Consider the following 20,554-nt stretch of genomic DNA (forward strand, 5'->3'; position numbering starts at 1 on the left):
GATCGTCGATCGCGCCGACTGCCGTGCAGCACCTGGCCGGACGATCAGCCGAAGCCGAGCCCGTCGCGCCACGAGGGACGAGCCGGCCACCAGCCGAGCGACTTCGCGGTCGAGGCATCCGCCACCCGCGCGGGCCCGCGCGCGCTCGTCGCCGGCCGGCCGGAGAAGCCGGCGCGGGCCGCGAGCACGCCCGCCCAGTCGTCGAGCGGCGCGGGTTCGTCGTCGACCACGTCGACGATGCCGGCGGGCCAGTCGAGCGCCGCGACGACCGCCGACACCGCGTCGTCGACGTGGAGCCAGTTCGTGGTCTCGGCGATCGCGTCGACGCGCCCCTCGCCCGCCTTCGCGGTGAAGGCGCCGTCGGCGGCGTACCAGGTCCGCGGCCCGTACAGGAGCCCGAGCCGCAGCACGATGCCGTGCGGATGCGAGGCGACGGCGCGTTCGAGTGCTGCGACGGGCGCGTCGTCCGGGGCCCAGGAGATGCCCTCGGCGACCACCCGTCCGACGCCGGCCGCGCGGGCGGAATCGACGAGCGCGGGCGCGCCCTCCACCCGCAGGCGCGCGTTGGCCGCGTAGTCGAGCGCGGCGAGATCGGTCGCGAGGAAGACGATGGCGGTCGGGCGGGCCGCAGCGACGGCACGGTCGACCGACTCGCGGTCGAGCACGTCCAGCAGGAGCCCCGTCGCCCCGGCGGCCTCGATCACGGGGAGGCGCTCGGGGCTTCGACTCGTGCCGAACACCGTGCGCCCCTCCGCGACGAGCGCGCGCACCGCGGGCGCGCCGAGCACGCCGGTCGCGCCGACGACGAGCACCCGCTCGGCGCGGGTCACGCGATGCGGCTTCCCGCGGCGAGGCGCTTCGCGGGCACCTCCGTGCGCCTCCACGCCCAGGCGAGGGCGCCCGCGCCGAGCAGCAGGTGGATCGTGAGCCCGACGAACCACGAGGGCACCGAGCCGTCGTAGATCTCCCGAGGGGTCGGGGAGTCGTAGGGCGCGTAGCCCTTGGACGAGTACTCGCTGCACTCGTCGATGACGACCTCGGTCTCGGGCGCCTGCTGAGCCTGCCGCACGCCGACCGCGATCCAGCCGAACAGGTCGGTCGGGTTGCCGTCCTCGTCGAACGAGCCGGGCGCGGCGTCGGCGACGACGACGTACGGGTTGGCCGCGAGGAACCCCCAGACGAGGTCGAACCTGGGGGTCTGCTGCTCCCAGGTGTTCGGCGGCAGGCAGGGCACCTCCCCGCCGCCGGGGGCGAGCCCGTTCTCGTCGAGCTGCTGGTAGTCGACGCCGATGATCGTCTGCTTCACGGTCGTCCGCACCGCCGCCCCGCCGAGGCCGAACGCGATGAGCGTGCCGACCGACAGGGCCGCGACGACGAGGTAGGTGACGACGACGGAGAACAGCGGGCGCGTGACGAGGCCCGAGAGGCCGACGCCGATCGCGGCGATGATGCCGAGCTCGACCGCGAGCACGAGCACCGTGGTGATCACGGTGGCCGGCGAGACCTCGCCGAGCACGATGCCGAACGCGAGGAACGGCAGCGATGCGGCGAGGAACGCGAGCGCCGTCAGCCAGGCCGCCACCCACTTGCCGATCACGAGCTGCGCCGTCGTGACGAGCGTGACCTGCGTCGTCGCGAGCGTGCCCGCCTCGCGCTCGCCGTTGATCGCGTTGCCGCTGAGCGCGGGGGAGACGAGCGTGCCGAGCAGCAGCACGAAGAAGACGATCGTCGAGAAGACGCCGCCGCCGCCGGAGTCCCACGCGTTCGTCGCGATCACGACGAGGGCGGTGACGGCCGTCACGAGCACGACGAAGACGCCGAGCAGCACGTACCAGGCGATGCCGCGCACACGCTGCCTCAGGTCGAGCGTGACGATCAGCCACATGCCCCGCAGGAACCCGTTCATGCGTCGCCGTCCGATCGGTTGAGGTCGTGGAAGACGTGTTCGAGGTCGCCGACCGCAGGGGCGAACGACGAGATCGGCACCCCCGAGCCGACGAGGTGGGCCAGCATCTGCGCGGCGTCGGCCTCGCTCGCGAACGGCACGACGGCGCCGAACCGGTCGACCACGGAGACCTCGCCGTAGCCGGCGGCGCCGAGCACCGCGGCGAGGCGGTCGGGGTCGAGCGAGCGGACGCGCCAGTCGCGCGCCGTGCGGCCGGCCCGCGCGACCTCGTCGGGTGCGGCGGTCTCGCCGGCTGCGAGGTAGACCGCCGTGTCGGCCATCTCCTCGAGCTCGGCGAGCACGTGGCTCGAGACGATCACGGTCTTCCCCTCGTGCGCGAGGCGTCGAACGAGCTCGCGCAGCTCGGTGCGGGCGGCGGGGTCGAGTCCCGAGGCCGGCTCGTCGAGCAGCAGCACCTCGGGGTCGTGCACGAGGGCGCGCGCGAGGCTCAAGCGCTGCTTCTGGCCGCGGGAGAGCACCCGGGTCGGCTGGTCGGCGAGCGGCGTCAGCCCGACGAGCCCGATGAGCTCGTCGGCGCGGCGGGATGCCTCGTCGAACTCCATCCCGTACATCCGGCCGCTCGTCGTGAGTGCGGTCCTCACGTCGAGCGACGGCCACGAGCCCAGCGCGTCGGGCATCCAGCCCATGCGCCGTCGCACCTGGTGCGGCTCGGTGACGGGATCGTAGCCCGCGACCCGGATGCTGCCCGAGTCGGGGACCAGCAGGGTCGCGAGCATGAGCAGCAGCGTCGTCTTGCCCGCGCCGTTCGGCCCGATCAACCCGGCGACCGAGCCCTGCGCGACCTCGAAGCTCGCGTGCCGCACGGCGTGCACGTCGCCGAACGACCGGGCGACGCCCTCGACCGTGATGCCCGACATGCGGATCCCCCCTCCGGCGCCGCGGTGGTCGGCCGAGCGTCGTCCGGTCGAGTGTAGGGCGGGGTGCGGCCCGTGCGCGAGGCCGGCGCCGGAGGCGTTGCGAAGCCGTTGCGAACGAGAGCGGGCACGAGCCGGTCGCCCGCGACTGGAAGAATGGGGCGCATGGCCCAGAACGTGACGCCCCCGCGCGGCATGCGCGACTTCCTCCCCGCCGAGAAGGCCCGACGCGAGCACGCCCTCGGCGTGATCCGCGGCGTCTACGCGGCGCACGGCTTCGACGAGATCGAGACGCCGGTCATGGAGGACTCGTCGCGCCTGCACGCCGGACTCGGCGGCGACAACGAGAAGCTCGCCTTCGCCGTCATGAAGCGCGGGCTCACCCCCGACGACCTCGCCTCGGCCGCGGCATCCGGCGACGCCCTCGCACTGGCCGACCTCGGCCTGCGCTACGACCTGACCGTGCCGCTCGCGCGGTTCTACGCGACCCACCGCGCGGCGCTGCCGCCCGTGTTCCGCTCGATCCAGATCGCGCCCGTCTGGCGTGCCGAGCGCCCGCAGAAGGGGCGCTACCGCCAGTTCGTGCAGTGCGACATCGACGTCATCGGCGACGCGACCCCGCTCGCCGAACTCGAGCTGCTGACCGCGACCGTCGCGACGCTCGACGCGCTCGGGCTCGCCGGCTGCACGATCCGCATCAACGACCGGCGCATCCTGCAGGGCATCCTCGCGTCGTGGGGCGTGCCCGACGACCTGCGCGAGCGTGCGCTCATCACGATCGACAAGCTCGACAAGATCGGGGTCGGGGGAGTGGCGAACGAGCTCGCCGAGCTCGGTGCGGTCACGGCCGACGCCGACGTCGCGACGGCCCTCGAGGGGCTCACGAGCGCCGACTGGCACCTGGCCGACGGCGTCGTGCCCCCGCCCGCATGGCTCGACGGCGCCGCGTACGCCGACCTGCTCGCCCTCCGCGACGCGATGCCCGAAGCGGCGATCGAGTTCGACCCGACCCTCGTGCGCGGCATGGGCTACTACACCGGCACGATCTTCGAGATCGCGCACCCCGAGCTCGGCTACTCGCTCGGCGGCGGAGGCCGCTACGACCACATGATCGGGCGGTTCCTCGGCCAGGAGGTGCCGGCGTGCGGCTTCTCCATCGGCTTCGAGCGCATCGTTGACCTGCTCGAGGTGCGCGACGACGCGCGCCCCCGTGCGGTCGTGCTCGTGCACGACGGGGACGTCCCCGCCGAGCGCCTCCTCGCGATCAAGGCCGAACTCGTGGCCTCCGGGTCGCGGGTGCGCCTCGAGCGTCGCGTGAAGAACCTGCGAGCCCTGCTCGACCGCGTCACCGCCGACGGGTTCGACGCGTTCGCGACCGTGAACGCCGAGGCGAACGGCGCGGCGTCGCTCGAGTTCCGCGAGCTCACGGCGTAGGGCGGCCGCGGGGAGTCACGCGGCGAGCACGAGACATCCTCGACCTCTAGACTTGGGCGCGGATCACGACGGCGTCGTCCACCAGTCACCCCCATCACAGAGGAGTCCACTGTGGCATTCATCGAAGCTGTAGGTGCGCGCGAGATTCTCGATTCGCGCGGCAACCCGACCGTCGAGGTCGAGGTGCTGCTCGACGACGGCACCCTCGCCCGCGCCGCGGTGCCCTCGGGCGCCTCGACCGGTGCCTTCGAGGCGTACGAGCTGCGCGACGGCGACGCCGACCGCTACCTCGGCAAGGGCGTGCAGAAGGCCGTCGACGCCGTGCTCGACGAGCTCGGCCCGGCCATCGAAGACCTCGACGCGAGCGACCAGCGCCTCGTCGACGCCGCCCTGATCGAGGCCGACGGCACCGACAACAAGAGCCGCCTCGGCGCGAACGCCATCCTCGGCGTCTCGCTCGCCGTGTCGAAGGCCGCCGCCGACTCGGCCGACCTGCCGCTGTTCCGCTACCTCGGCGGCCCGAACGCGCACGTGCTGCCCGTGCCGATGATGAACATCATCAACGGCGGTGCGCACGCCGACACCGGCGTCGACATCCAGGAGTTCATGATCCTCCCGGTTGGTGCGCCGACCTTCTCCGAGGGCCTGCGCTGGGGCGTCGAGACCTACCACGCGCTCAAGGGCCTGCTGAAGGCCAAGGGCCTCTCGACCGGCCTCGGCGACGAGGGCGGCTTCGCGCCCGACTTCGCGTCGAACCGCGACGCGCTCGACTTCATCTCGGAGGCGATCGGCAAGGCCGGCTTCACGCTCGGCACTGACATCGCGCTCGGCCTCGACGTCGCGTCGACCGAGTTCTTCGAGAACGGCGCCTACCGTTTCGAGGGCAAGGACCGCACGTCGGCCGAGATGAGCGCCTACTACGCCGAGCTCGCCGCCGCGTACCCGCTCGTGTCGATCGAAGACCCGCTCGCCGAGGACGACTGGGAGGGCTGGACCGCCCTCACCGCCGAGCTCGGCGGCAAGCTGCAGCTCGTGGGCGACGACCTGTTCGTCACGAACCCGAAGCGCCTCGCCGACGGCATCGGCAAGCACGCGGGCAACTCGATCCTCGTCAAGGTCAACCAGATCGGCACGCTGACCGAGACCCTCGACGCCGTGTCGCTCGCGCAGCGCTCGGGCTACACCGCGGTGCTCTCGCACCGTTCGGGCGAGACCGAGGACACGACGATCGCCGACCTCGCGGTCGCCACGAACGCGGGTCAGATCAAGACGGGCGCGCCCGCGAGGAGCGAGCGCGTGGCGAAGTACAATCAGCTTCTGAGGATCGAAGAAGAGCTCGGTGAGGCCGCGGTGTACGCCGGCCGCACGGCGTTCCCGCGCTTCACGGCGTGATCGCGTAGCGACATCGCGACGGGGGCGGCCGGGTGGCCGCCCCCGTCGTCGCATTCCGGGCCGTCATGAGGAGGGCGATGAACGGCGAGTCGTCCCGCACCCCCCGCAGGCCCGCGAACCCTGCCGGCTCGCGCGTGCCGAGGTCGAAGCCGAGGGCGGATGCCTCGGAGCCGGCGTCGCCGGCGAAGGGCCCGGCGTCCGACGCGGGCGAGGCGAAGCGCGCCCGGTCGAGCGCGAATTCCTCCCGGTCCGCGAAATCGTCGTCGACCGCGAAGCCGTCGAAGACGAGCACGCACGCCTCGTCCTCGAGTGCGAAGCCGAGGGGCGCCAAGCCCCGCTCCACCGCCTCCGCCGGCGCCGGTGCTGCGTCGGCGACGCGAGCGGGATGGCTCAGCGGCATCCGATTCTCAGGTTTCTCGCTGATCATGTTGGGCATACTCGTGCTCGCGGTCGTGGTGCTCGCGCCGACGATCGCGGCGTTCGCCCAGCAGCGTGCGCAGCTCGCAGAGCTCAAGGCCGCCGTCTCCGCGCAGGAGGAGGAGGTGCAGCGGCTCCGCGACGAGCGCGAGCGATGGAACGACGAGACGTTCATCGTCACGCAGGCGCGTGAACGGCTCTACTACGTGATGCCGGGCGAGGTGAGCTACCTCGTCATCGACGACCGCGACGCGGCCGCGAAGACCGACGAGACGACGGCCGTCTCAGCCGAAGTGACCGAATCGAAGGGCGACTGGATGCGCACCCTGCTCGACTCCGTGATGACCGCGGGGCTCGCGCCCGAAGCCGGCGCGACCGACGCGCCGGCGAGCGACGCCCCCGCGACGACGGCGCCGACCGGTGCACCCGCGACGGAGGACGGCCGATGACCCGCCCGCCCTTCGAACCCGTCACCGAGCGCGATCTCGCCGTCGTCTCCGCGCAGCTCGGCCGTCCGGCGCGCAATGTCGTCGGCATCGCCGCCCGCTGCGTCTGCGGCAATCCGACCGTGGTCGCGACGGCGCCGCGGCTGGCCGACGGCACGCCGTTCCCGACGTTCTACTACCTGTCGCACCCGGCCGCGACGGCCGCGATGTCGTTCCTCGAGGCCGGCCAGCTCATGGTCGAGTTCAGCGAGCTGCTCGCGAACGACGCCGAGGTGCGCGCCGGCTACGAGCAGGCCCACCGCGACTACCTCGCCGACCGCGAGGGTTTCGGCGACGTCCCCGAGATCGCCGGCATCTCCGCCGGCGGCATGCCGACCCGCGTGAAGTGCCTGCACGCGCTCGCGGCCCATGCGCTCGCCGCCGGCCCCGGCGCCAACCCGATCGGCGACCTCGCGCTCGCCCGGTCGAGCTGGTCGCCCGACGTCTGCAAGTGCCCCGACTACGGAGTCGACGAGGCATGACCCGCCCGAGCCGCATCGCACGCGCGCGTGCGACCGCCGCGAAGTCGGCGGTCGCCGTCGTCGCGGCCGTCGCCGTCGCGCTCGGCGGCGCGGCACCCGCGCATGCCGACACCGTGCGCGACTACGAGTACTGGCTCGGCGACTACGGCTTCACGACGGCCTGGTCGACGACGCAGGGCAAGGGCGTCACGGTCGCGATCATCGACACGGGAGTGAACGGCAACGTCACCGAGCTCCGGGGCGTCGTCAAGGGCGGCACGGATGTCTCGGGCCTCGGCAGTCCCGACGGCCAGACGCCGGTCGGCGACCCCGACGAGAGCGCCCACGGCACGATGGTCGCCTCCCTCCTCGCCGGCCGCGGCACGGGCGAGGGCAACGGCGTCATCGGCGTCGCGCCCGAGGCCGACCTGTTGACGGTGTCGGTCGCGTTCGGCCAGGACACGGGGGCCGCGAAGTCGAACGACGAGCAGATCGCCGAGGGCGTCAAGTGGGCCGTCGACAACGGGGCCGACGTCATCAACATGTCGCTCACCCGCAACACCCGCGACTGGCCCGAGAGCTGGGACGACGCGTTCACCTACGCCTTCGAGCACGACGTCGTCGTCGTCGCCGCGGCCGGCAACCGCGGGAACGGCACGACCGAGGTCGGTGCGCCGGCGACGATCCCCGGCGTCCTCGCGGTCGCGGGTGTCGACAAGGAGAAGAACGCGAGCCTCGACGCGAGCTCCCAGGGCATCACGCTCGGGGTCGCCGCACCGAGCGAAGACCTCGTCGGCGTTCGGCCCGACGGTCGCGTCGCGATCTGGAGCGGCACGAGCGGCGCGGCGCCCCTCGTCTCGGGGCTCGTCGCGCTCGTCCGCGCCGAGTACCCCGACCTCGATGCGGCCAACGTGATCAACCGCGTCATCCAGACCGCCGACCCCGACGGGCACGAGGTGCCCAGCCCGCTGTACGGCCACGGGCTCATCGATCCCGTCGCAGCGCTCGAGGCCGACGTCGAGCCGGTCGACGCGAACCCGCTCGGCAGCCTCGAGGAGTGGATCACCATCCACCGCCGAGCCACGTCGACGACGCCGACCCCCGAGGCGACCGAACAGCAGATCGTACCGATCGCCGACCCGCCGCCACCCGCCGACGAGGGCACGGCGACCATGCTGCCGACGCCGTGGACGCTCGCCTACATCACCGTGCCGCTCTCGTTGGTCGCAGGATTTGGTACGCTAGCAGCGCTGTTGGGCATCGGCGCCATTCGGCACACCAGGCGAGCGGTACGCACGCGCGACCACTGATCGCGCGCACCGGGTCGCATCCACCAGATACTGAGGAGTCCATTCACCGTGCCCAAGATTCTCATCGTCGGCGGTGGCTATGCGGGGTTCTACACGGCGTGGAAGCTCGAGAAGTGGCTGCGTCCCGGCGAGGCCGAGGTGACGGTCGTCGACCCGCTGCCGTACATGACGTACCAGCCCTTCCTGCCCGAGGTCGCAGCCGGGTCGATCGAGGCGCGCCACTCGGTCACCTCGCACCGCCGCCACCTCAAGAAGACCAACGTCGTCACCGCGAAGGTCACCAAGATCGACCACGCGTCGAAGACGGCGACCATCACCCCCGAGCTCGGTGAGCCCTGGGAGTTCGAGTACGACGTCGTCGTCGTCACGGGCGGCGCCGTCTCGCGCACCTTCCCGATCCCCGGCATCGCCGACAACGCGATCGGCCTGAAGACCGTCGAAGAGGCCGTCGCGATCCGCGACCGCGTGCTCACGAACTTCGACAAGGCCTCGAACCTCCCGCCCGGGCCCGAGCGCGAGCGCCTGCTCACGTTCGTCGTCGTCGGCGGCGGCTTCGCCGGCATCGAGGTGTTCGCCGAGCTCCGCTCGTTCGCGAGCGCACTGCTCGAGTACTACCCGCAGCTCACCTTCGACGAGACGCACTTCCACCTCATCGAGGCGATGGGCCGCATCATGCCCGAGGTCTCGCTGCCGACGAGCCACTGGGTCATCAAGCACCTCGCCCAGCGCGGCGCCGAGATCCACCTCGACACGCAGCTCACGAGCGCCGTCGACGGCAAGATCGAGCTGTCGACCGGCGAGAGCTTCGAGAGCGACCTCATCGTGTGGACCGCCGGCGTGATGGCGAACCCCGCCATCGTCCGCTCGAGCGACCTGCCCGTCGAAGAGCGCGGCCGCATCAAGACCCGCGCCGACCTGCGGGTCGGGGGCGAAGACGACGACGAGATCGTCGCCGACGCCTGGGCGGCCGGCGACATCTCGGCCGTGCCCGACCTCACCGGCGGCGGCGTCGGCGGCTATTGCGTGCCGAATGCGCAGCACGCCGTGCGCCAGGGCAAGCTGCTCGCGAAGAACATCGTCGCCGTGCTGCGCGGTGAAGAGCCCAAGAACTACGTGCACAAGAACCTGGGTGCCGTCGCCGGCCTCGGCATCGGCTCGGGCGTGTTCCAGTCGGGCAAGCTCGCGATCAAGGGCCTGCTCGCATGGTTCGCCCACCGCGGCTACCACGGCCTGGCCATGCCCAGCTGGGAGCGCAAGTTCCGCGTCTTCTGGGGCTGGTGGAACAACTTCTGGCTCGGTCGCGACATCGTGTCGCTCTCGGCACTGCAGCAGCCGCGCGCACAGTTCGAGGCGTTCGCCGCGCGTCCGAAGCCGCCGGCCGCCGAGGCCCCTGCACCGGCCGCCGACGCGAAGGCCGCGGCGAAGGCCAAGTCGGCCGAGAAGGAGCCCGTCGCCGCCAAGTAGCGGTACGGTCGTGACTATGCTGTGACGCGGCGTCGCCCCTCGGGGCGGCGCCGCGTTCTGCGTCTGCGCGCACAACGCCCCCATAGCCCAACCGGCAGAGGCAGGCGGCTTAAACCCGCTCAAGTCTGGGTTCGAATCCCAGTGGGGGCACCGGGCACGGGCGCGGGCACGACGACACGCGCGCCGGTCACCGTCGCTCGACGATGTCGGTCGCGAGGGGTTCACTGGAGCCATGGGCGACCCTGAGACGACCAGGTACGCGATCGATGCGGTGACGGCACTGCGTCTCATCCGCGACGGGCGGAATGCCGAGGCGACGCACCCGTTCGTCGCACCGTCCCTCATCCGCAGCCACGCGATGTCGCTGCTCTACCGCGAGGTGCGCGACGGCCGGCTCGACGAGCGCGACGCACGCACTGCTCTCGAGGGCCTCGCCTCGCTCCGCATGCGGCTCCTGGGCGATCGCGTCTCACGAGCGACCGCCTGGCGGCTGGCACGACAGCTCGACCTCGAAGATCCGTCGCTCGCCGAGTACCTCGCGGTCGCGACGCTGCAGGCCGACGTCCTGGTCGCCGGCGACGAGCGGGTGGCCGCTGCCGCGGCCGGCATCGTGCCGCTCGCCACCTACGACACGCTCGGCGTCACTCGAATCGAATGATGCGCGCTCGGTCGGGGCAGGAGTAGCTTCGAGGCATCCTCGCGCGCGACGGTCTCGCGGAGTGACGAAAGGGCACGCCAATGAACAGTTTCTGGGACTTCCTCGTCTGGCTCTTCTGGATCTACATCATGATCGCGTGCATCTGGATCTTCATCACGATCATCATCGACATCTTCCGCGACCACACGCTCAACGGCTGGGCGAAGGCGCTCTGGGTCGTCTTCCTGGTGTTCCTGCCGTTCCTCGCCGCGTTCATCTACCTGATCGCACGGGGCCGGTCGATGTCGGAGCGTCGGATGCAGGAGCAGGCGGACGCGCAGGCGCAGGCCAACGCGTACATCCGTAGCGTCGCGGGGGCCGGTGGCAGCTCGGCGGCCGCCGACATCGAGAAGGCCAAGGGCCTGCTCGACTCGGGTGCGATCTCCCAGGCCGAGTACGACCAGCTGAAGGCCAAGGCGCTCGCCGGCTGACGAACACGATCGAAACGGCGGCGGTCGAGCACGAAGGTGCGCGACCGCCGCCGTTCTGCGTGGTGTGCCGCCGCCAGTCGCCGCGGATCACTCCATCAGGTCGAGTCGACGCAGGATCAGGCCCTCGCGCAGGGCCCAGGGCGAGACGTCCAGCTCGGAGACGTCGAAGGCGCGCATCGCCTCGGACAGCACCACCGCACCCGCCACGATCTGGAACGTGCGGTCGGCCGTGATGCCCGGCAGTGCTGGACGTGCGTCCGCGGGGATGCGGGCGAGTCGGGGGATCCAGTCGTCGAGGCCCTTGCGCCGCAGGATGCTGCGCTCATCGGAACCGACGCCGTCCTCCGTCCAGCCGGCCAGGCGCGCGAGCGAGCGGATCGTCTTCGACGAGCCGACGACATGGTCGGGGGAGGAGAGACCCGCGAAGTCGGCGACCGCTCCCGCGAGCACGGCGCGCGCGTGCTCGCGCAGTCGATCGACCTGATCGCTCGAGGGCGGATCGTCGGGCAGGAAGGCCACGGTCGACCGCCCGGCGCCGAGCGGCAGCGATCGCGCCACGTCGGGCACCTCGTCGCCGCCCTGCGCGATCTCGAGCGAGCCGCCGCCGATGTCGAAGAGCAGCATGCGGCCGGCCGACCAGCCGAACCACCGCCGCACCGCGAGGAAGGTGAGGCGGGCCTCGTCGTCACCGCTCAGCACGGCGAGCCGCACGCCCGTCTCGCGCTCGACGAGATCGAGCACGTGTTCGCCGTTCGCAGCCTCCCGGATCGCCGAGGTCGCGAAGGCGAGCAACTCGTCGATGCCGGCCTCGCGTGCCGCCTTCGCGGCGTCGCCGACCGATGAGAGGATCGCCGCGACGCCCTCGGCGCTGATCGCGCCATCTGGCTCGAGGTAGCGCATCAGGCGGAGCACCGACTTGTGCGACGCGGTCGGGATCGGCCGAGCGCCCGGGTGGGCGTCGACCACGAGCAGGTGCACGGTATTCGAACCGACGTCGAGAACCCCGAGGCGCATGATGCGAGCGTAGCGCCCGGCGTGGCGATCTCTGTCCCGATGCTGCATACTGTTGCAACTGGGTCAATTGTCCCAGTCACGGTCGGCGCATCGCTGCGCGCCGTGCCCCGCGAAGGAGCAGGAGAACGCGATGACGCGGATGTCGGCGGCCGAGCGCCGCGCAGCGCTCACCGAGGCCGCGCTGCGCGTGGTCTCCCGCGAAGGGCTCGCGCAAGCGACGACCCGCGCGATCGTCGCCGAGGCAGGCATGAGCCTCGCAAGCTTCCACTACGCCTTCGAATCACGCGACGAGCTCATCGACGAGCTCATCGGCGTCGTGGTCGCCCGGGAGCGGAAGGCCATCGCGGTCGACGAACTCGCTGCTGCCGCCGAGCAGGGCGCGAGCCTGGGCGATCTCCTCGAAGCGGGCATGCTGCGATACTTCGAGCACCTGCGCGAGGACCCCGAGCACGAGCAGGCGATGCTCGAGCTCACCCAGTACGCCCTCCGCTCGCCCGAGCGGCACCCGCTCGCGATCGCGCAGTACGCGCGGTACGTCGACCTCCTCGTCGAGGCGCTCGCCGCCGCCGCCGAGCTCACCGGCACGACGTGGCACCTGCCCGTCGACCAGGTCGCCCGCGTGCTCGTCGCGTTCAGCGACGGCCTCACCATCACCTGGCTCGTCGACCGCGATGACGCGGCCGCGGCCCGCGTCGCGGCGGCCGCCGCCGACGCCGTCTCGAGAATGGCAGACCCCCGATGACCCGCATCGACCCGGCCGCCCCCCGCGGGGCCGGCCCCGAGGCCCCCGCCGCCTTCGCCGAACCCACGCGTCGCGTCGGCGCCGGCTGGATCGCGTCGTTCGCGACCGTCTGGCTCGGTATCTGGATGGCGCAGCTCACCCCCGTCCAGCTGCTGCTGCCCGCGCAGATCGACGCCGAGCTGCAGCCCGAGCACTGGGTCGACTCGGTCGTCGCGTTCGGAACGGTCTCGGGGATCGCCGCGGTCGCGACGATCATCGCCTACCCCCTGACCGGCGCGCTCTCCGACCGCACGACGAGCCGGTTCGGCCGTCGCCGGCCGTGGATCCTCATCGGCGCGCTCGTCTTCGCCGCCTCGCTCGTGCTCCTCGGCTGGCAGACCGAGATGTGGGCCATCGGCGCGGCATGGGTCGCGGCATCCGTCGGGTTCTGCATCATGACCGCCGCGCTCACCGCGACGATCTCCGACCAGGTGCCGGTCAACCAACGCGGCTTCGTCTCGGGGTGGATGTCTGCGCCGCAGGCGGTGGGCATCATCGTCGGGCTCATCCTCGTGACCGAGCTCGTGACCGACGCCGCACTCGGCTACCTGCTGCTCGCGGTGCTGCTCGTCGTGCTCGCCGTGCCCTTCCTGACTCGGCACGACGAGCCGCTCGAGCGCGCCCTGCGCACCCCGATGACACTCCGGAGCGTCATCGCGGGGTTCTGGATCAGCCCGCGGAAGCACCCCGACTTCGGCTGGACGCTGCTCAGTCGCGTGCTGGTCTCGACCGGCAACGCGCTCGGCACGAGCCTGCTGCTCTACTTCCTCATGTTCCAGCTGAACGACCAGCACGCCGAGGACGACCTCATCGTGCTGACGCTCGTCTACATGGTGTTCGTGATCCTCGCCTCGCTCGTGGGCGGCCGGCTCTCCGACCGTCTCGGACGCCGCAAGCAGTTCGTGTTCGTCGCCTCGGCGTTGCAGGGCGTCGCCGCGCTGCTGCTCGCGCTCTTCCCCGATCTCACGGTCGCCATGGTCGCCGCCGGCATGCTCGGCCTCGGGTACGGCTGCTTCCTCTCCGTCGACCAGGCCCTTGCGACGCAGGTGCTGCCCGACGCCGCCAGTCGCGGCAAGGACCTCGGCATCATGAACATCGCCTCGGCCGTGCCGCAGGCGGTGGCCCCCATGATCGGTGCGGCCGCGGTCGTCGTCTCCGGCTCGTTCATGCTCGTCTTCCTCCTCGGTGCGGCGCTCTCGACCGCCGGGGCGTTCGCGGTCGCGCGGGTGCGGAGCGTGCGCTGATGGCCGGCCTCGACCTGCGCAAGACCGGCACCCCGGCCGCGGATGCCTCGAGCTGGCGCCGTCCGGCGGAGTACTGGCCGCGGCTGACCGAGGCGACGCGCCATCTCGACGCCCCCGTCGGCGCGCTCCACCTCGGCGCCCTGCGGCACAACGCCCTCGACATGCTGCGGCGCGCCAACGGCACGCCGATCCGCGTCGCGTCGAAGTCGGTGCGCGTGCGGGGCGTCGTCGAGGCCCTGCTCGCGATGCCCGGTTACCGGGGCGTGCTCGCGTACACGCTCGCCGAGGCGCTCTGGCTCGCGGACACCGTGGACGACGTCGTGGTCGGCTACCCGACCGCCGAGCGGGGCAGCATCAGGCGACTCGCGACCGACCCCGACTTCGCCGCGCGGGTCACGCTCATGGTCGACTCGCCGGCGCAGCTCGACCTCGTCGACTCCGTGCTGCCGCCCGGCCGGCGCGAGCGCATCCGAGTCTGCCTCGAGCTCGACGCCTCCTGGGACGCCCCGGTGCTCGGCCACCTCGGCGTGCGCCGGTCGCCCGTGCACGAGCCCGCCGACGCGGGTGCGCTCGCCGCGTACATCGCGAAGCGGCCGGGCTTCCAGCTCGTCGGCATGATGTCGTACGAGGCGCAGATCGCAGGCGTCGTGAACCGCCCAGAGGGGCGCCCCGTCGACGGAGCGGTCAACCGCTGGATGCAGTCGCGCTCGATGCCCGAACTCCTCGAGCGCCGCGCCCGCGCCGTCGCGGCGGTGCGCGAGGTCGCCGACCTCGAGTTCGTCAACGGCGGCGGCACGGGCTCGCTCGAGCGGACCTCGGCCGATCCGTCGGTGACCGAGATCGCCGCGGGCTCGGGTCTCTTCGGCGGGCACCTCTTCGACGGCTACGAGCACTTCACGCCGGCGCCGGCGGCCGCCTTCGCGCTCGACGTGGTGCGACGCCCGAGCGCGAAGCACGCGACGATCCTCGGCGGAGGCTGGATCGCCTCGGGGCCGCCCGCGGCCGACCGGCTGCCGCGCATCGTGTGGCCGGAGGGGCTCGTGATGGAGCCCCGCGAGATGGCGGGCGAGGTGCAGACCCCGGTGTCGGGCCGCGCCGCTCGCTCGCTCGCCGTCGGCGACCGCGTCTGGTTCCGGCACACCAAGTCGGGCGAGCTCGCCGAGCACCTGAACGAGTTCGCCGTCGTCGACGGCGACGACACCGTGGCGATGATCCCGACGTACCGGGGAGAAGGGATGGCGTTCCTGTGACCGCGACCGGAGCAACCTGGCGCAACTGGGGCCGGACGGAGGCGGTGCGGCCGCTGCGCGTCGAACGACCCGACTCGCCCGAGGCGGTGCAGCGCGCCGTGCAGGCCGCGGCTGCGGCGGGCCTGCGCATCAAGCCCGTCGGCTCGGGGCACAGCTTCACCGGCATCGCGGTCGCGCCCGGTGTGCAGCTCGACCTCGCCGACCTCTCGGGCATCATCGACGCCGATGTCGCGACCGGACGGGTGACGCTCGGCGCAGGAACCCCGCTGCACCGGCTGCCGGCGCTGCTCGCACCCTACGGCCTCGCACTCGCCAACATGGGCGACATCGACAAGCAGACGATCGCCGGTGCCACGTCGACCGGTACCCACGGCACCGGGCTCGGCTTCGGCGGCCTCGCGACGCAGATCGTCGCCGCGAAGCTCGTCACCGGCACGGGCGAGCTCGTCACCGTGAGCGAGACCGAGCATCCCGAGCTGCTGCCTGCGGTGCGCCTCGGGCTCGGCGCCCTCGGCGTGCTCGTCGAGGTGACCCTGCAGCTCGTGCCGCGCTTCGTGCTGCACGCGATCGAGCGGCCCGAGCCGCTCACCGACGTGCTCGACGGGTGGCTGCAGCGCGTGCGCGCCGTCGACCACTTCGAGTTCTACTGGCATCCGCACACCGAGGTCGCGATGACCAAGACGAACACGCGGCTCCCGGGCGACGCCCCGCGGAAGCCGCTCGGTCGCGTCTCGCGCTGGCTCGACGACGAGCTGCTCGCGAACGGCGTCTTCCGCGGAGTCTGCGCGCTCGGCACGGCCGCACCCGGCGTCATCCCGTTCTTCGCGCGCCAGGTCGAGCGGCTGCAGAGCGGGCGGGACTTCGCCGACTTCTCGCCCTCGGTGTTCGTCACGAACCGCACCGTGCGCTTCCGCGAGATGGAGTACGCGATCCCGCTCGCCGACGTGCCCGACGCCCTCCGCGAGGTGCGGGCGCTCATCGAGCGGAAGGGCTGGCGCATCAGCTTCCCGATCGAGGTCCGCGCGGCCGCGGCCGACGAGAACTGGCTCTCGACGGCCCACGGGCGCGAGTCTGGCTACATCGCCGTGCACCGCTACTTCCGCGAGGACGAGCGCGAGTACTTCGCCGCCGTCGAGGCGATCATGCGCGATCACGGCGGACGCCCGCACTGGGGCAAGATGCACACGCAGACCGCCGAGACGCTGCGCGAGGTGTACCCGCGCTTCGACGACTTCCTCGCGGTTCGCGACGAGCTCGACCCCGAGCTGCGGTTCGCGAACCCCTACCTCGACCGGGTGCTCGGCACGACACCGGGCGGCGCCCGCCCGACCGGCGCAGCACGACGGGACGCGGCGAACCCCTGATCCGCGACGCAGCGAGGGCGGGTGCCGAACGGCACCCGCCCTCACCGGTCGAAGCGTCGGTCAGAGACCGAACTCCGCGAGCCACTCGTCGACGACGGGGATCTCGACGCGCTGGTACCCGCCGAGGTACCGGCAGTTCGAGGTGTAGCCGTAGCTCGTCACCGCGACGAGCTCGCCGTCGAGGAAGACCGGCCCGCCCGAGTCGCCGAAGCAGGTGCCGCCCGTGCCCCACGGGTCCTTCTCGTTGCCGTTGGTCTGCAGGATCTGCGGCGTGAGCTTCTGCCCGGGCATGTCGACGTACCGGCGCAGGATCGGGTAGCTCTCGGGCTCGGGCTTCATGTTGTCGCCCTCCTGCCGCACCTCGGTGCCGTAGCCGACCGCCGTGAACAGCGTCTTCGACAGTGCCCGCTGCGCGATGCCGTCGAGCGTGCCGGTCTCCGCGATCTGCGGGTAGCCGTCGCCGTGCGAGGCCACCGGCTCGTCGAGCACGATCACGCCCACGTCGTTCCAGTTCTTCGTGTCGGTGAAGTCGGAGTACTGCGGATGCGTGTACGCCGTGCCCGAGAGGTAGCCCGCGTCGGCGAGCTCGTCGGCCGTGTAACCCACGGCCGGGTCGGCGGCGGTCGGGAGGAAACTCGGAGGAGCGTCGTCGAGGAAGGTGTCGAACGTCACGAGCGTCTTGCCGAGTGTGCCGAGCGTGCAGTGCGCCGCCGTGATGACGACCGTCGGCGACACGAGCGTCGCGCTGCAGCGGTAGCGGCCGGTGCTGTCGTAGAACGCGATCAGCCCGACATCGGGGTGGAGCTCGCCGTCGGCGGAGCCGCCGGTCGACGCTTGGGCGGGGGCGGCACCGACGGCGAGGCCGCAGACGGTGGCGAGGGCCGCGAGGGCCGCGAACAGTTTCTTGCGCATCGCTCACTTCCGGTCGAGGGACAACGGTGTGACGATCATGCTCCCCCGGCGATGTCGTTGTCGAGAGACGCGCTCGAAAGTGGGGAGACGCGTGAGAACCGCGTCAGGGCGTTCGTCGACGCAGCGTGATCGAGCCGACCACGATGGAGCCGACGATCCATGCTGCGATCGCGAGGATCCTCACCATGATCCACTCGGTCGACTCACTGTCGGCGGCGACCGCCTGGAGTGCGTCGATCGCGTAGCTGAGCGGCAGCCAGTCGCTGATCTCTTCGAGCCCTGCGGGAAGCTGGTCGCGCGGGATGAAGATGCCGCCGAGCAGGATCTGCGGGAAGACGATGAGCGGCATGAACTGCACGACCTGGAACTCGGTGCGCGCGAACGCGCTCGCGAGCAGCCCGAGCGCGGTGCCGAGCAGCGCGTCGGCGACCGCGACCGCGAACAGCAGCCAGATCGACCCCTCGATCTCGAGACCGCACACCCAGACGGCGAACGACACGACGATCGCGGTCTGCGCGACGGCGAGCAGGCCGAAGGCGAGCGCGTAGCCGAGGATGAAGTCGCCCTTGCCGAGCGGCATCGCCAGCAGCCGCTCGAGCGTGCCGCTGCGACGCTCGCGCAGCGTCGCGATGCTCGTCACGAGGAACATCACGATGAACGGGAACAGCGCGATCATCGCGGGGCCGATGTCGGCGAACACGTCGGTGTCGACGAAGATCCACGCGACGAGGCCGATGAGCAGGCTGGGCACGACGAGCAGCAGCGCGATCGTGCGGTGATCGTGCCGGATCTGACCGAGCACCCGGCCGGTGGTCGCGAGGGTCCGTGCGGGCGTCATCGCGGTTCCTCCTCGTGCCGGCCGTGCGCACCGCTCTGCTCGTCGTCGAGCGACCTCAGGTCGGGCTCGCCTCGATCGATGAGCCGGAGGAACGCCGTCTCGACGTCGTCGGTGCCCGTGACCTCGAGCACGCCCTGCACCGTGTCGTCGGCGAGCAGCGCGCCGTCGCGCATCAGCAGCAGCCGGTCGCACCGCTTCGCCTCGTCCATGACATGGCTCGAGACCAGGAGCGTCGTGCCCTCGTCGGCGAGGTTCCGGAACATTCCCCAGAGGTCGACCCGGAGCACCGGGTCGAGCCCGACGGTCGGCTCGTCGAGCACGAGCAGCTCGGGGCTGCCGAGCAGGGCGGCGGCGAGCGAGACGCGACCGCGCTGCCCGCCCGACAGCGAGCCGACGAGCCGATCGGCGACCGGACGCAGATCCGTGCGGTCGATGACCCGGTCGGCGTCGCCCGCCGGCGCGCCGAGCACCCGGCGGAAGTACGAGATGTTCTGCCGCACGGTGAGGTCGTCGTAGACGCTCGCCTGCTGCGTGACGTAGCCGACCCGGCGTCGCAGTTCCCGACTGCCGGCCGGGCGCCCGAGCACCTCGATTCGTCCCGACTTCACGACCTGTGCGCCCACGATCGAGCGCATCAGCGTCGTCTTGCCACTGCCGCTCGGGCCGAGCAGCCCCACGATCATGCCGCTCGGCACCGCGAGGGACAGGCCGTCGAGCACCGCGGCACCACCGCGCACGACGTGGAGGTCCTCGGCGACGACCGCCGCCCCCGATCCCGCGATCGCGTGGGCGCCCCGGTGCGGGGGCGGTGACGAGGCATCCGAGCTATTCACCATGTGCTGAATAATTCGCCTGCGCGGGTGCCCTGTCAAGACCCCGGAGGACGTCCGGTCAGGTGCCATTGCACCGACGGGCCGACACGGGCGACGAGCTCGTCGGTCGGCAGCGACGCGACCGGCTCGAACTCGAGCACGTAGCGCACCATGATGACTCCCACGAGCTGTGACGCGGCCAGTTCGGCGCGGAGCTCGGCGTCGGGTTCGTCGAGGTGCTCCGCGATGCGGTGCATGATCTCGCGTCGCAGGAACTCGCGGAGCATCCGCGACACCGGTCCCTGGCCGATCGCCGATCGCAGGGCGGCCACCGCGGCCGGGCGCACCGTCGCCGAGTCCCACGCGGTGACCACTGCGCGCACGAGCCGGTCGCCCAGGCCGTCGAGCGGGCCGTCGAGCGCGCCGGCGACGAGGCGGTCGGGTTGCAGCGGCACCTCGACGACCTCGGTGACGAGGTGCTGCTTGTCGTCGAAGTAGTGGTGCACGAGCGCGGGATCGACGCCGGCGCGACGGGCGATCGCCCGCATCGACGCCGCTTCGTAGCCGCGCTCGCCGAACTCCTCGGTCGCGGCGGCGAGGATGCGCGCCCTGGTGTCACCCGATTTCGCGCCGCGGGGGCGACCCGGGCGCCGTCGGGGGATGCGCTCCGTCACACCCAGAGCCTAACCCCGGGGGCCGGCTCGGGGTGCTCCGTCACACGCTGTGCCTCTCCGGTGCCCCGCCCCGGAGCCCGCCGCGGGGTTCCTCCGAGTCTCATGGGAAGGCCGTTCCGCGACGAGACCGATCGGTAGGATTGTTCACGCCCCAGTTCTGCCGCCGAATGCGCTAGGAGTCCGTGCCATGGAATGGCTCATCCCCGTCATCATCGTCGTCGCACTCGTGGTGATCATCGGCATCTACCTCTGGGCCACCTACAACTCGCTCGTCACCCTCAACGTCCGCGTCGACGAGGCGTGGAGCGACATCACCGTGCAGCTCAAGCGCCGGGCCGACCTGATCCCGAACCTCATCGAGGCGGTCAAGGGCTACGCGGCGCACGAGAAGGGCGTGTTCGAGTCGGTCACGCAGGCACGCGCCGAGACCCTGCAGGCGCAGGGCCCCGCAGAGGCCGGCGTCGCCGAGAACCACATGCAGCAGGCGCTGAAGTCGATCTTCGCGGTCGCCGAGGCGTACCCGCAGCTGCAGGCGAGCCAGAACTTCCTGCAGCTGCAGGCCGAGCTCGTCGACACCGAAGACAAGATCCAGGCGTCGCGCCGGTTCTACAACGGCGGCGTGCGCGAGCTGAACACGAAGATCAAGGTGTTCCCGAACACCCTGTTCGTTCGGGGCCTCGGCTTCCACGAGCGCGACTTCTTCGAGGTCACCGAGGCGGCGGCGATCGCCGAGCCTCCGCGCGTCCAGTTCTAA

22 protein-coding genes and 1 tRNA gene are annotated in these 20,554 nt (G+C 71.7%); 14 read left to right on the forward strand and 9 right to left on the reverse strand.

All coding sequences use genetic code 11. The features are described from left to right. Positions 1-44: 44 nt before the first annotated feature. Genes ACFWGP_RS16100 through ACFWGP_RS16110 form a run of 3 tightly spaced genes read right to left on the reverse strand, consistent with a single transcriptional unit; the run spans position 45 to position 2,823 of the window. Positions 45-830: an NAD-dependent epimerase/dehydratase family protein gene (locus tag ACFWGP_RS16100; protein WP_376931353.1), complete on the reverse strand. Its 786-nt coding sequence runs from the start codon at positions 828-830 to the stop codon at positions 45-47. After that, positions 827-1,906, reverse strand: a complete 1,080-nt coding sequence (locus ACFWGP_RS16105) for an ABC transporter permease (RefSeq protein ID WP_376931354.1) — start codon at positions 1,904-1,906, stop codon at positions 827-829. Before ACFWGP_RS16105 ends, ACFWGP_RS16100 begins: the two co-directional genes overlap by 4 nt. After that, on the reverse strand, positions 1,903-2,823 hold the full coding sequence (locus ACFWGP_RS16110) for an ABC transporter ATP-binding protein (RefSeq protein ID WP_231430369.1): 921 nt from the start codon (positions 2,821-2,823) through the stop codon (positions 1,903-1,905). Before ACFWGP_RS16110 ends, ACFWGP_RS16105 begins: the two co-directional genes overlap by 4 nt. A gap of 162 nt (positions 2,824-2,985) precedes the next feature. Between ACFWGP_RS16110 and hisS the strand changes: the two genes are divergently transcribed. Both hisS and eno read left to right on the forward strand, forming a co-directional pair. Continuing rightward, the gene (gene hisS, locus ACFWGP_RS16115; RefSeq protein ID WP_275505632.1) at positions 2,986-4,254 is read left to right on the forward strand and encodes a histidine--tRNA ligase; all 1,269 of its coding nucleotides are present in this window, start codon (positions 2,986-2,988) and stop codon (positions 4,252-4,254) included. 111 nt (positions 4,255-4,365) lie between these two features. Next, positions 4,366-5,646: a phosphopyruvate hydratase gene (eno, locus tag ACFWGP_RS16120; RefSeq protein WP_275505633.1), complete on the forward strand. Its 1,281-nt coding sequence runs from the start codon at positions 4,366-4,368 to the stop codon at positions 5,644-5,646. Here eno and ACFWGP_RS16125 read toward each other — a convergent pair. Further along, on the reverse strand, positions 5,636-6,073 hold the full coding sequence (locus ACFWGP_RS16125) for a hypothetical protein (protein WP_231430374.1): 438 nt from the start codon (positions 6,071-6,073) through the stop codon (positions 5,636-5,638). The genes eno and ACFWGP_RS16125 overlap by 11 nt on opposite strands. On the opposite strand from ACFWGP_RS16125, the gene ACFWGP_RS16130 reads away from it, so the two are divergent. The 7 genes from ACFWGP_RS16130 (at position 6,072) to ACFWGP_RS16160 (ending at position 10,911) form a co-directional block, all read left to right on the forward strand. Further along, complete coding sequence (locus ACFWGP_RS16130) at positions 6,072-6,512, forward strand: septum formation initiator family protein (RefSeq protein ID WP_231430375.1); 441 nt, start codon at positions 6,072-6,074, stop codon at positions 6,510-6,512. The genes ACFWGP_RS16125 and ACFWGP_RS16130 overlap by 2 nt on opposite strands. Further along, on the forward strand, positions 6,509-7,030 hold the full coding sequence (locus ACFWGP_RS16135) for a DUF501 domain-containing protein (protein WP_231430377.1): 522 nt from the start codon (positions 6,509-6,511) through the stop codon (positions 7,028-7,030). Before ACFWGP_RS16130 ends, ACFWGP_RS16135 begins: the two co-directional genes overlap by 4 nt. Then, positions 7,027-8,319: a S8 family serine peptidase gene (locus ACFWGP_RS16140; RefSeq protein ID WP_231430379.1), complete on the forward strand. Its 1,293-nt coding sequence runs from the start codon at positions 7,027-7,029 to the stop codon at positions 8,317-8,319. The genes ACFWGP_RS16135 and ACFWGP_RS16140 overlap by 4 nt, the downstream gene beginning before the upstream one ends. A gap of 48 nt (positions 8,320-8,367) precedes the next feature. After that, positions 8,368-9,783: an NAD(P)/FAD-dependent oxidoreductase gene (locus ACFWGP_RS16145; protein ID WP_376931355.1), complete on the forward strand. Its 1,416-nt coding sequence runs from the start codon at positions 8,368-8,370 to the stop codon at positions 9,781-9,783. A gap of 76 nt (positions 9,784-9,859) precedes the next feature. Continuing rightward, a tRNA-Leu gene (locus ACFWGP_RS16150) sits at positions 9,860-9,933 on the forward strand. 82 nt (positions 9,934-10,015) lie between these two features. Continuing rightward, positions 10,016-10,441 (forward strand): type II toxin-antitoxin system VapC family toxin, encoded by a 426-nt coding sequence (locus ACFWGP_RS16155; protein ID WP_275505637.1) that lies wholly within the window; start codon positions 10,016-10,018, stop codon positions 10,439-10,441. Between the two features lie 80 nt (positions 10,442-10,521). After that, positions 10,522-10,911: an SHOCT domain-containing protein gene (locus tag ACFWGP_RS16160; RefSeq protein ID WP_231430382.1), complete on the forward strand. Its 390-nt coding sequence runs from the start codon at positions 10,522-10,524 to the stop codon at positions 10,909-10,911. A gap of 87 nt (positions 10,912-10,998) precedes the next feature. On the opposite strand, the gene ACFWGP_RS16165 is transcribed toward ACFWGP_RS16160, so the two are convergent. Further along, positions 10,999-11,925, reverse strand: coding sequence for a Ppx/GppA phosphatase family protein (locus ACFWGP_RS16165; protein WP_231430383.1), 927 nt, complete (start codon positions 11,923-11,925; stop codon positions 10,999-11,001). 130 nt (positions 11,926-12,055) lie between these two features. Here ACFWGP_RS16165 and ACFWGP_RS16170 point away from each other — a divergent pair, with 130 nt between their 5' ends. Genes ACFWGP_RS16170 through ACFWGP_RS16185 form a run of 4 tightly spaced genes read left to right on the forward strand, consistent with a single transcriptional unit; the run spans position 12,056 to position 16,564 of the window. Then, positions 12,056-12,667 carry a TetR/AcrR family transcriptional regulator gene (locus tag ACFWGP_RS16170; RefSeq protein ID WP_376931356.1) on the forward strand — a complete coding sequence of 204 codons (612 nt, stop codon included), beginning with the start codon at positions 12,056-12,058 and terminating at the stop codon, positions 12,665-12,667. After that, positions 12,664-13,950, forward strand: a complete 1,287-nt coding sequence (locus ACFWGP_RS16175; RefSeq protein ID WP_231430386.1) for an MFS transporter — start codon at positions 12,664-12,666, stop codon at positions 13,948-13,950. Before ACFWGP_RS16170 ends, ACFWGP_RS16175 begins: the two co-directional genes overlap by 4 nt. Beyond that, complete coding sequence (locus ACFWGP_RS16180; protein WP_376931357.1) at positions 13,950-15,200, forward strand: alanine racemase; 1,251 nt, start codon at positions 13,950-13,952, stop codon at positions 15,198-15,200. Before ACFWGP_RS16175 ends, ACFWGP_RS16180 begins: the two co-directional genes overlap by 1 nt. After that, positions 15,197-16,564, forward strand: a complete 1,368-nt coding sequence (locus ACFWGP_RS16185) for a D-arabinono-1,4-lactone oxidase (protein WP_376931358.1) — start codon at positions 15,197-15,199, stop codon at positions 16,562-16,564. The genes ACFWGP_RS16180 and ACFWGP_RS16185 overlap by 4 nt, the downstream gene beginning before the upstream one ends. A 60-nt stretch (positions 16,565-16,624) precedes the next feature. On the opposite strand, the gene ACFWGP_RS16190 is transcribed toward ACFWGP_RS16185, so the two are convergent. From ACFWGP_RS16190 to ACFWGP_RS16205, 4 genes are all read right to left on the reverse strand, one after another. Further along, positions 16,625-17,476, reverse strand: a complete 852-nt coding sequence (locus tag ACFWGP_RS16190; RefSeq protein ID WP_231430391.1) for a trypsin-like serine protease — start codon at positions 17,474-17,476, stop codon at positions 16,625-16,627. A 103-nt stretch (positions 17,477-17,579) separates the two neighbouring features. Continuing rightward, positions 17,580-18,314 carry an ABC transporter permease gene (locus tag ACFWGP_RS16195; protein ID WP_231430392.1) on the reverse strand — a complete coding sequence of 245 codons (735 nt, stop codon included), beginning with the start codon at positions 18,312-18,314 and terminating at the stop codon, positions 17,580-17,582. Continuing rightward, the gene (locus ACFWGP_RS16200) at positions 18,311-19,150 is read right to left on the reverse strand and encodes an ABC transporter ATP-binding protein (RefSeq protein WP_231430393.1); all 840 of its coding nucleotides are present in this window, start codon (positions 19,148-19,150) and stop codon (positions 18,311-18,313) included. The genes ACFWGP_RS16195 and ACFWGP_RS16200 overlap by 4 nt, the downstream gene beginning before the upstream one ends. Positions 19,151-19,182: 32 nt before the next feature. Beyond that, a complete protein-coding gene (locus ACFWGP_RS16205) occupies positions 19,183-19,800 on the reverse strand; it encodes a TetR family transcriptional regulator (RefSeq protein ID WP_231430394.1) in 618 nt (205 codons plus the stop codon). A gap of 187 nt (positions 19,801-19,987) precedes the next feature. On the opposite strand from ACFWGP_RS16205, the gene ACFWGP_RS16210 reads away from it, so the two are divergent. Beyond that, positions 19,988-20,554, forward strand: coding sequence for a LemA family protein (locus ACFWGP_RS16210; RefSeq protein ID WP_231430395.1), 567 nt, complete (start codon positions 19,988-19,990; stop codon positions 20,552-20,554).

It is taken from the genome of Agromyces sp. NPDC127015, from assembly GCF_042725165.1.
GTDB lineage: Bacteria > Actinomycetota > Actinomycetes > Actinomycetales > Microbacteriaceae > Agromyces > Agromyces chromiiresistens.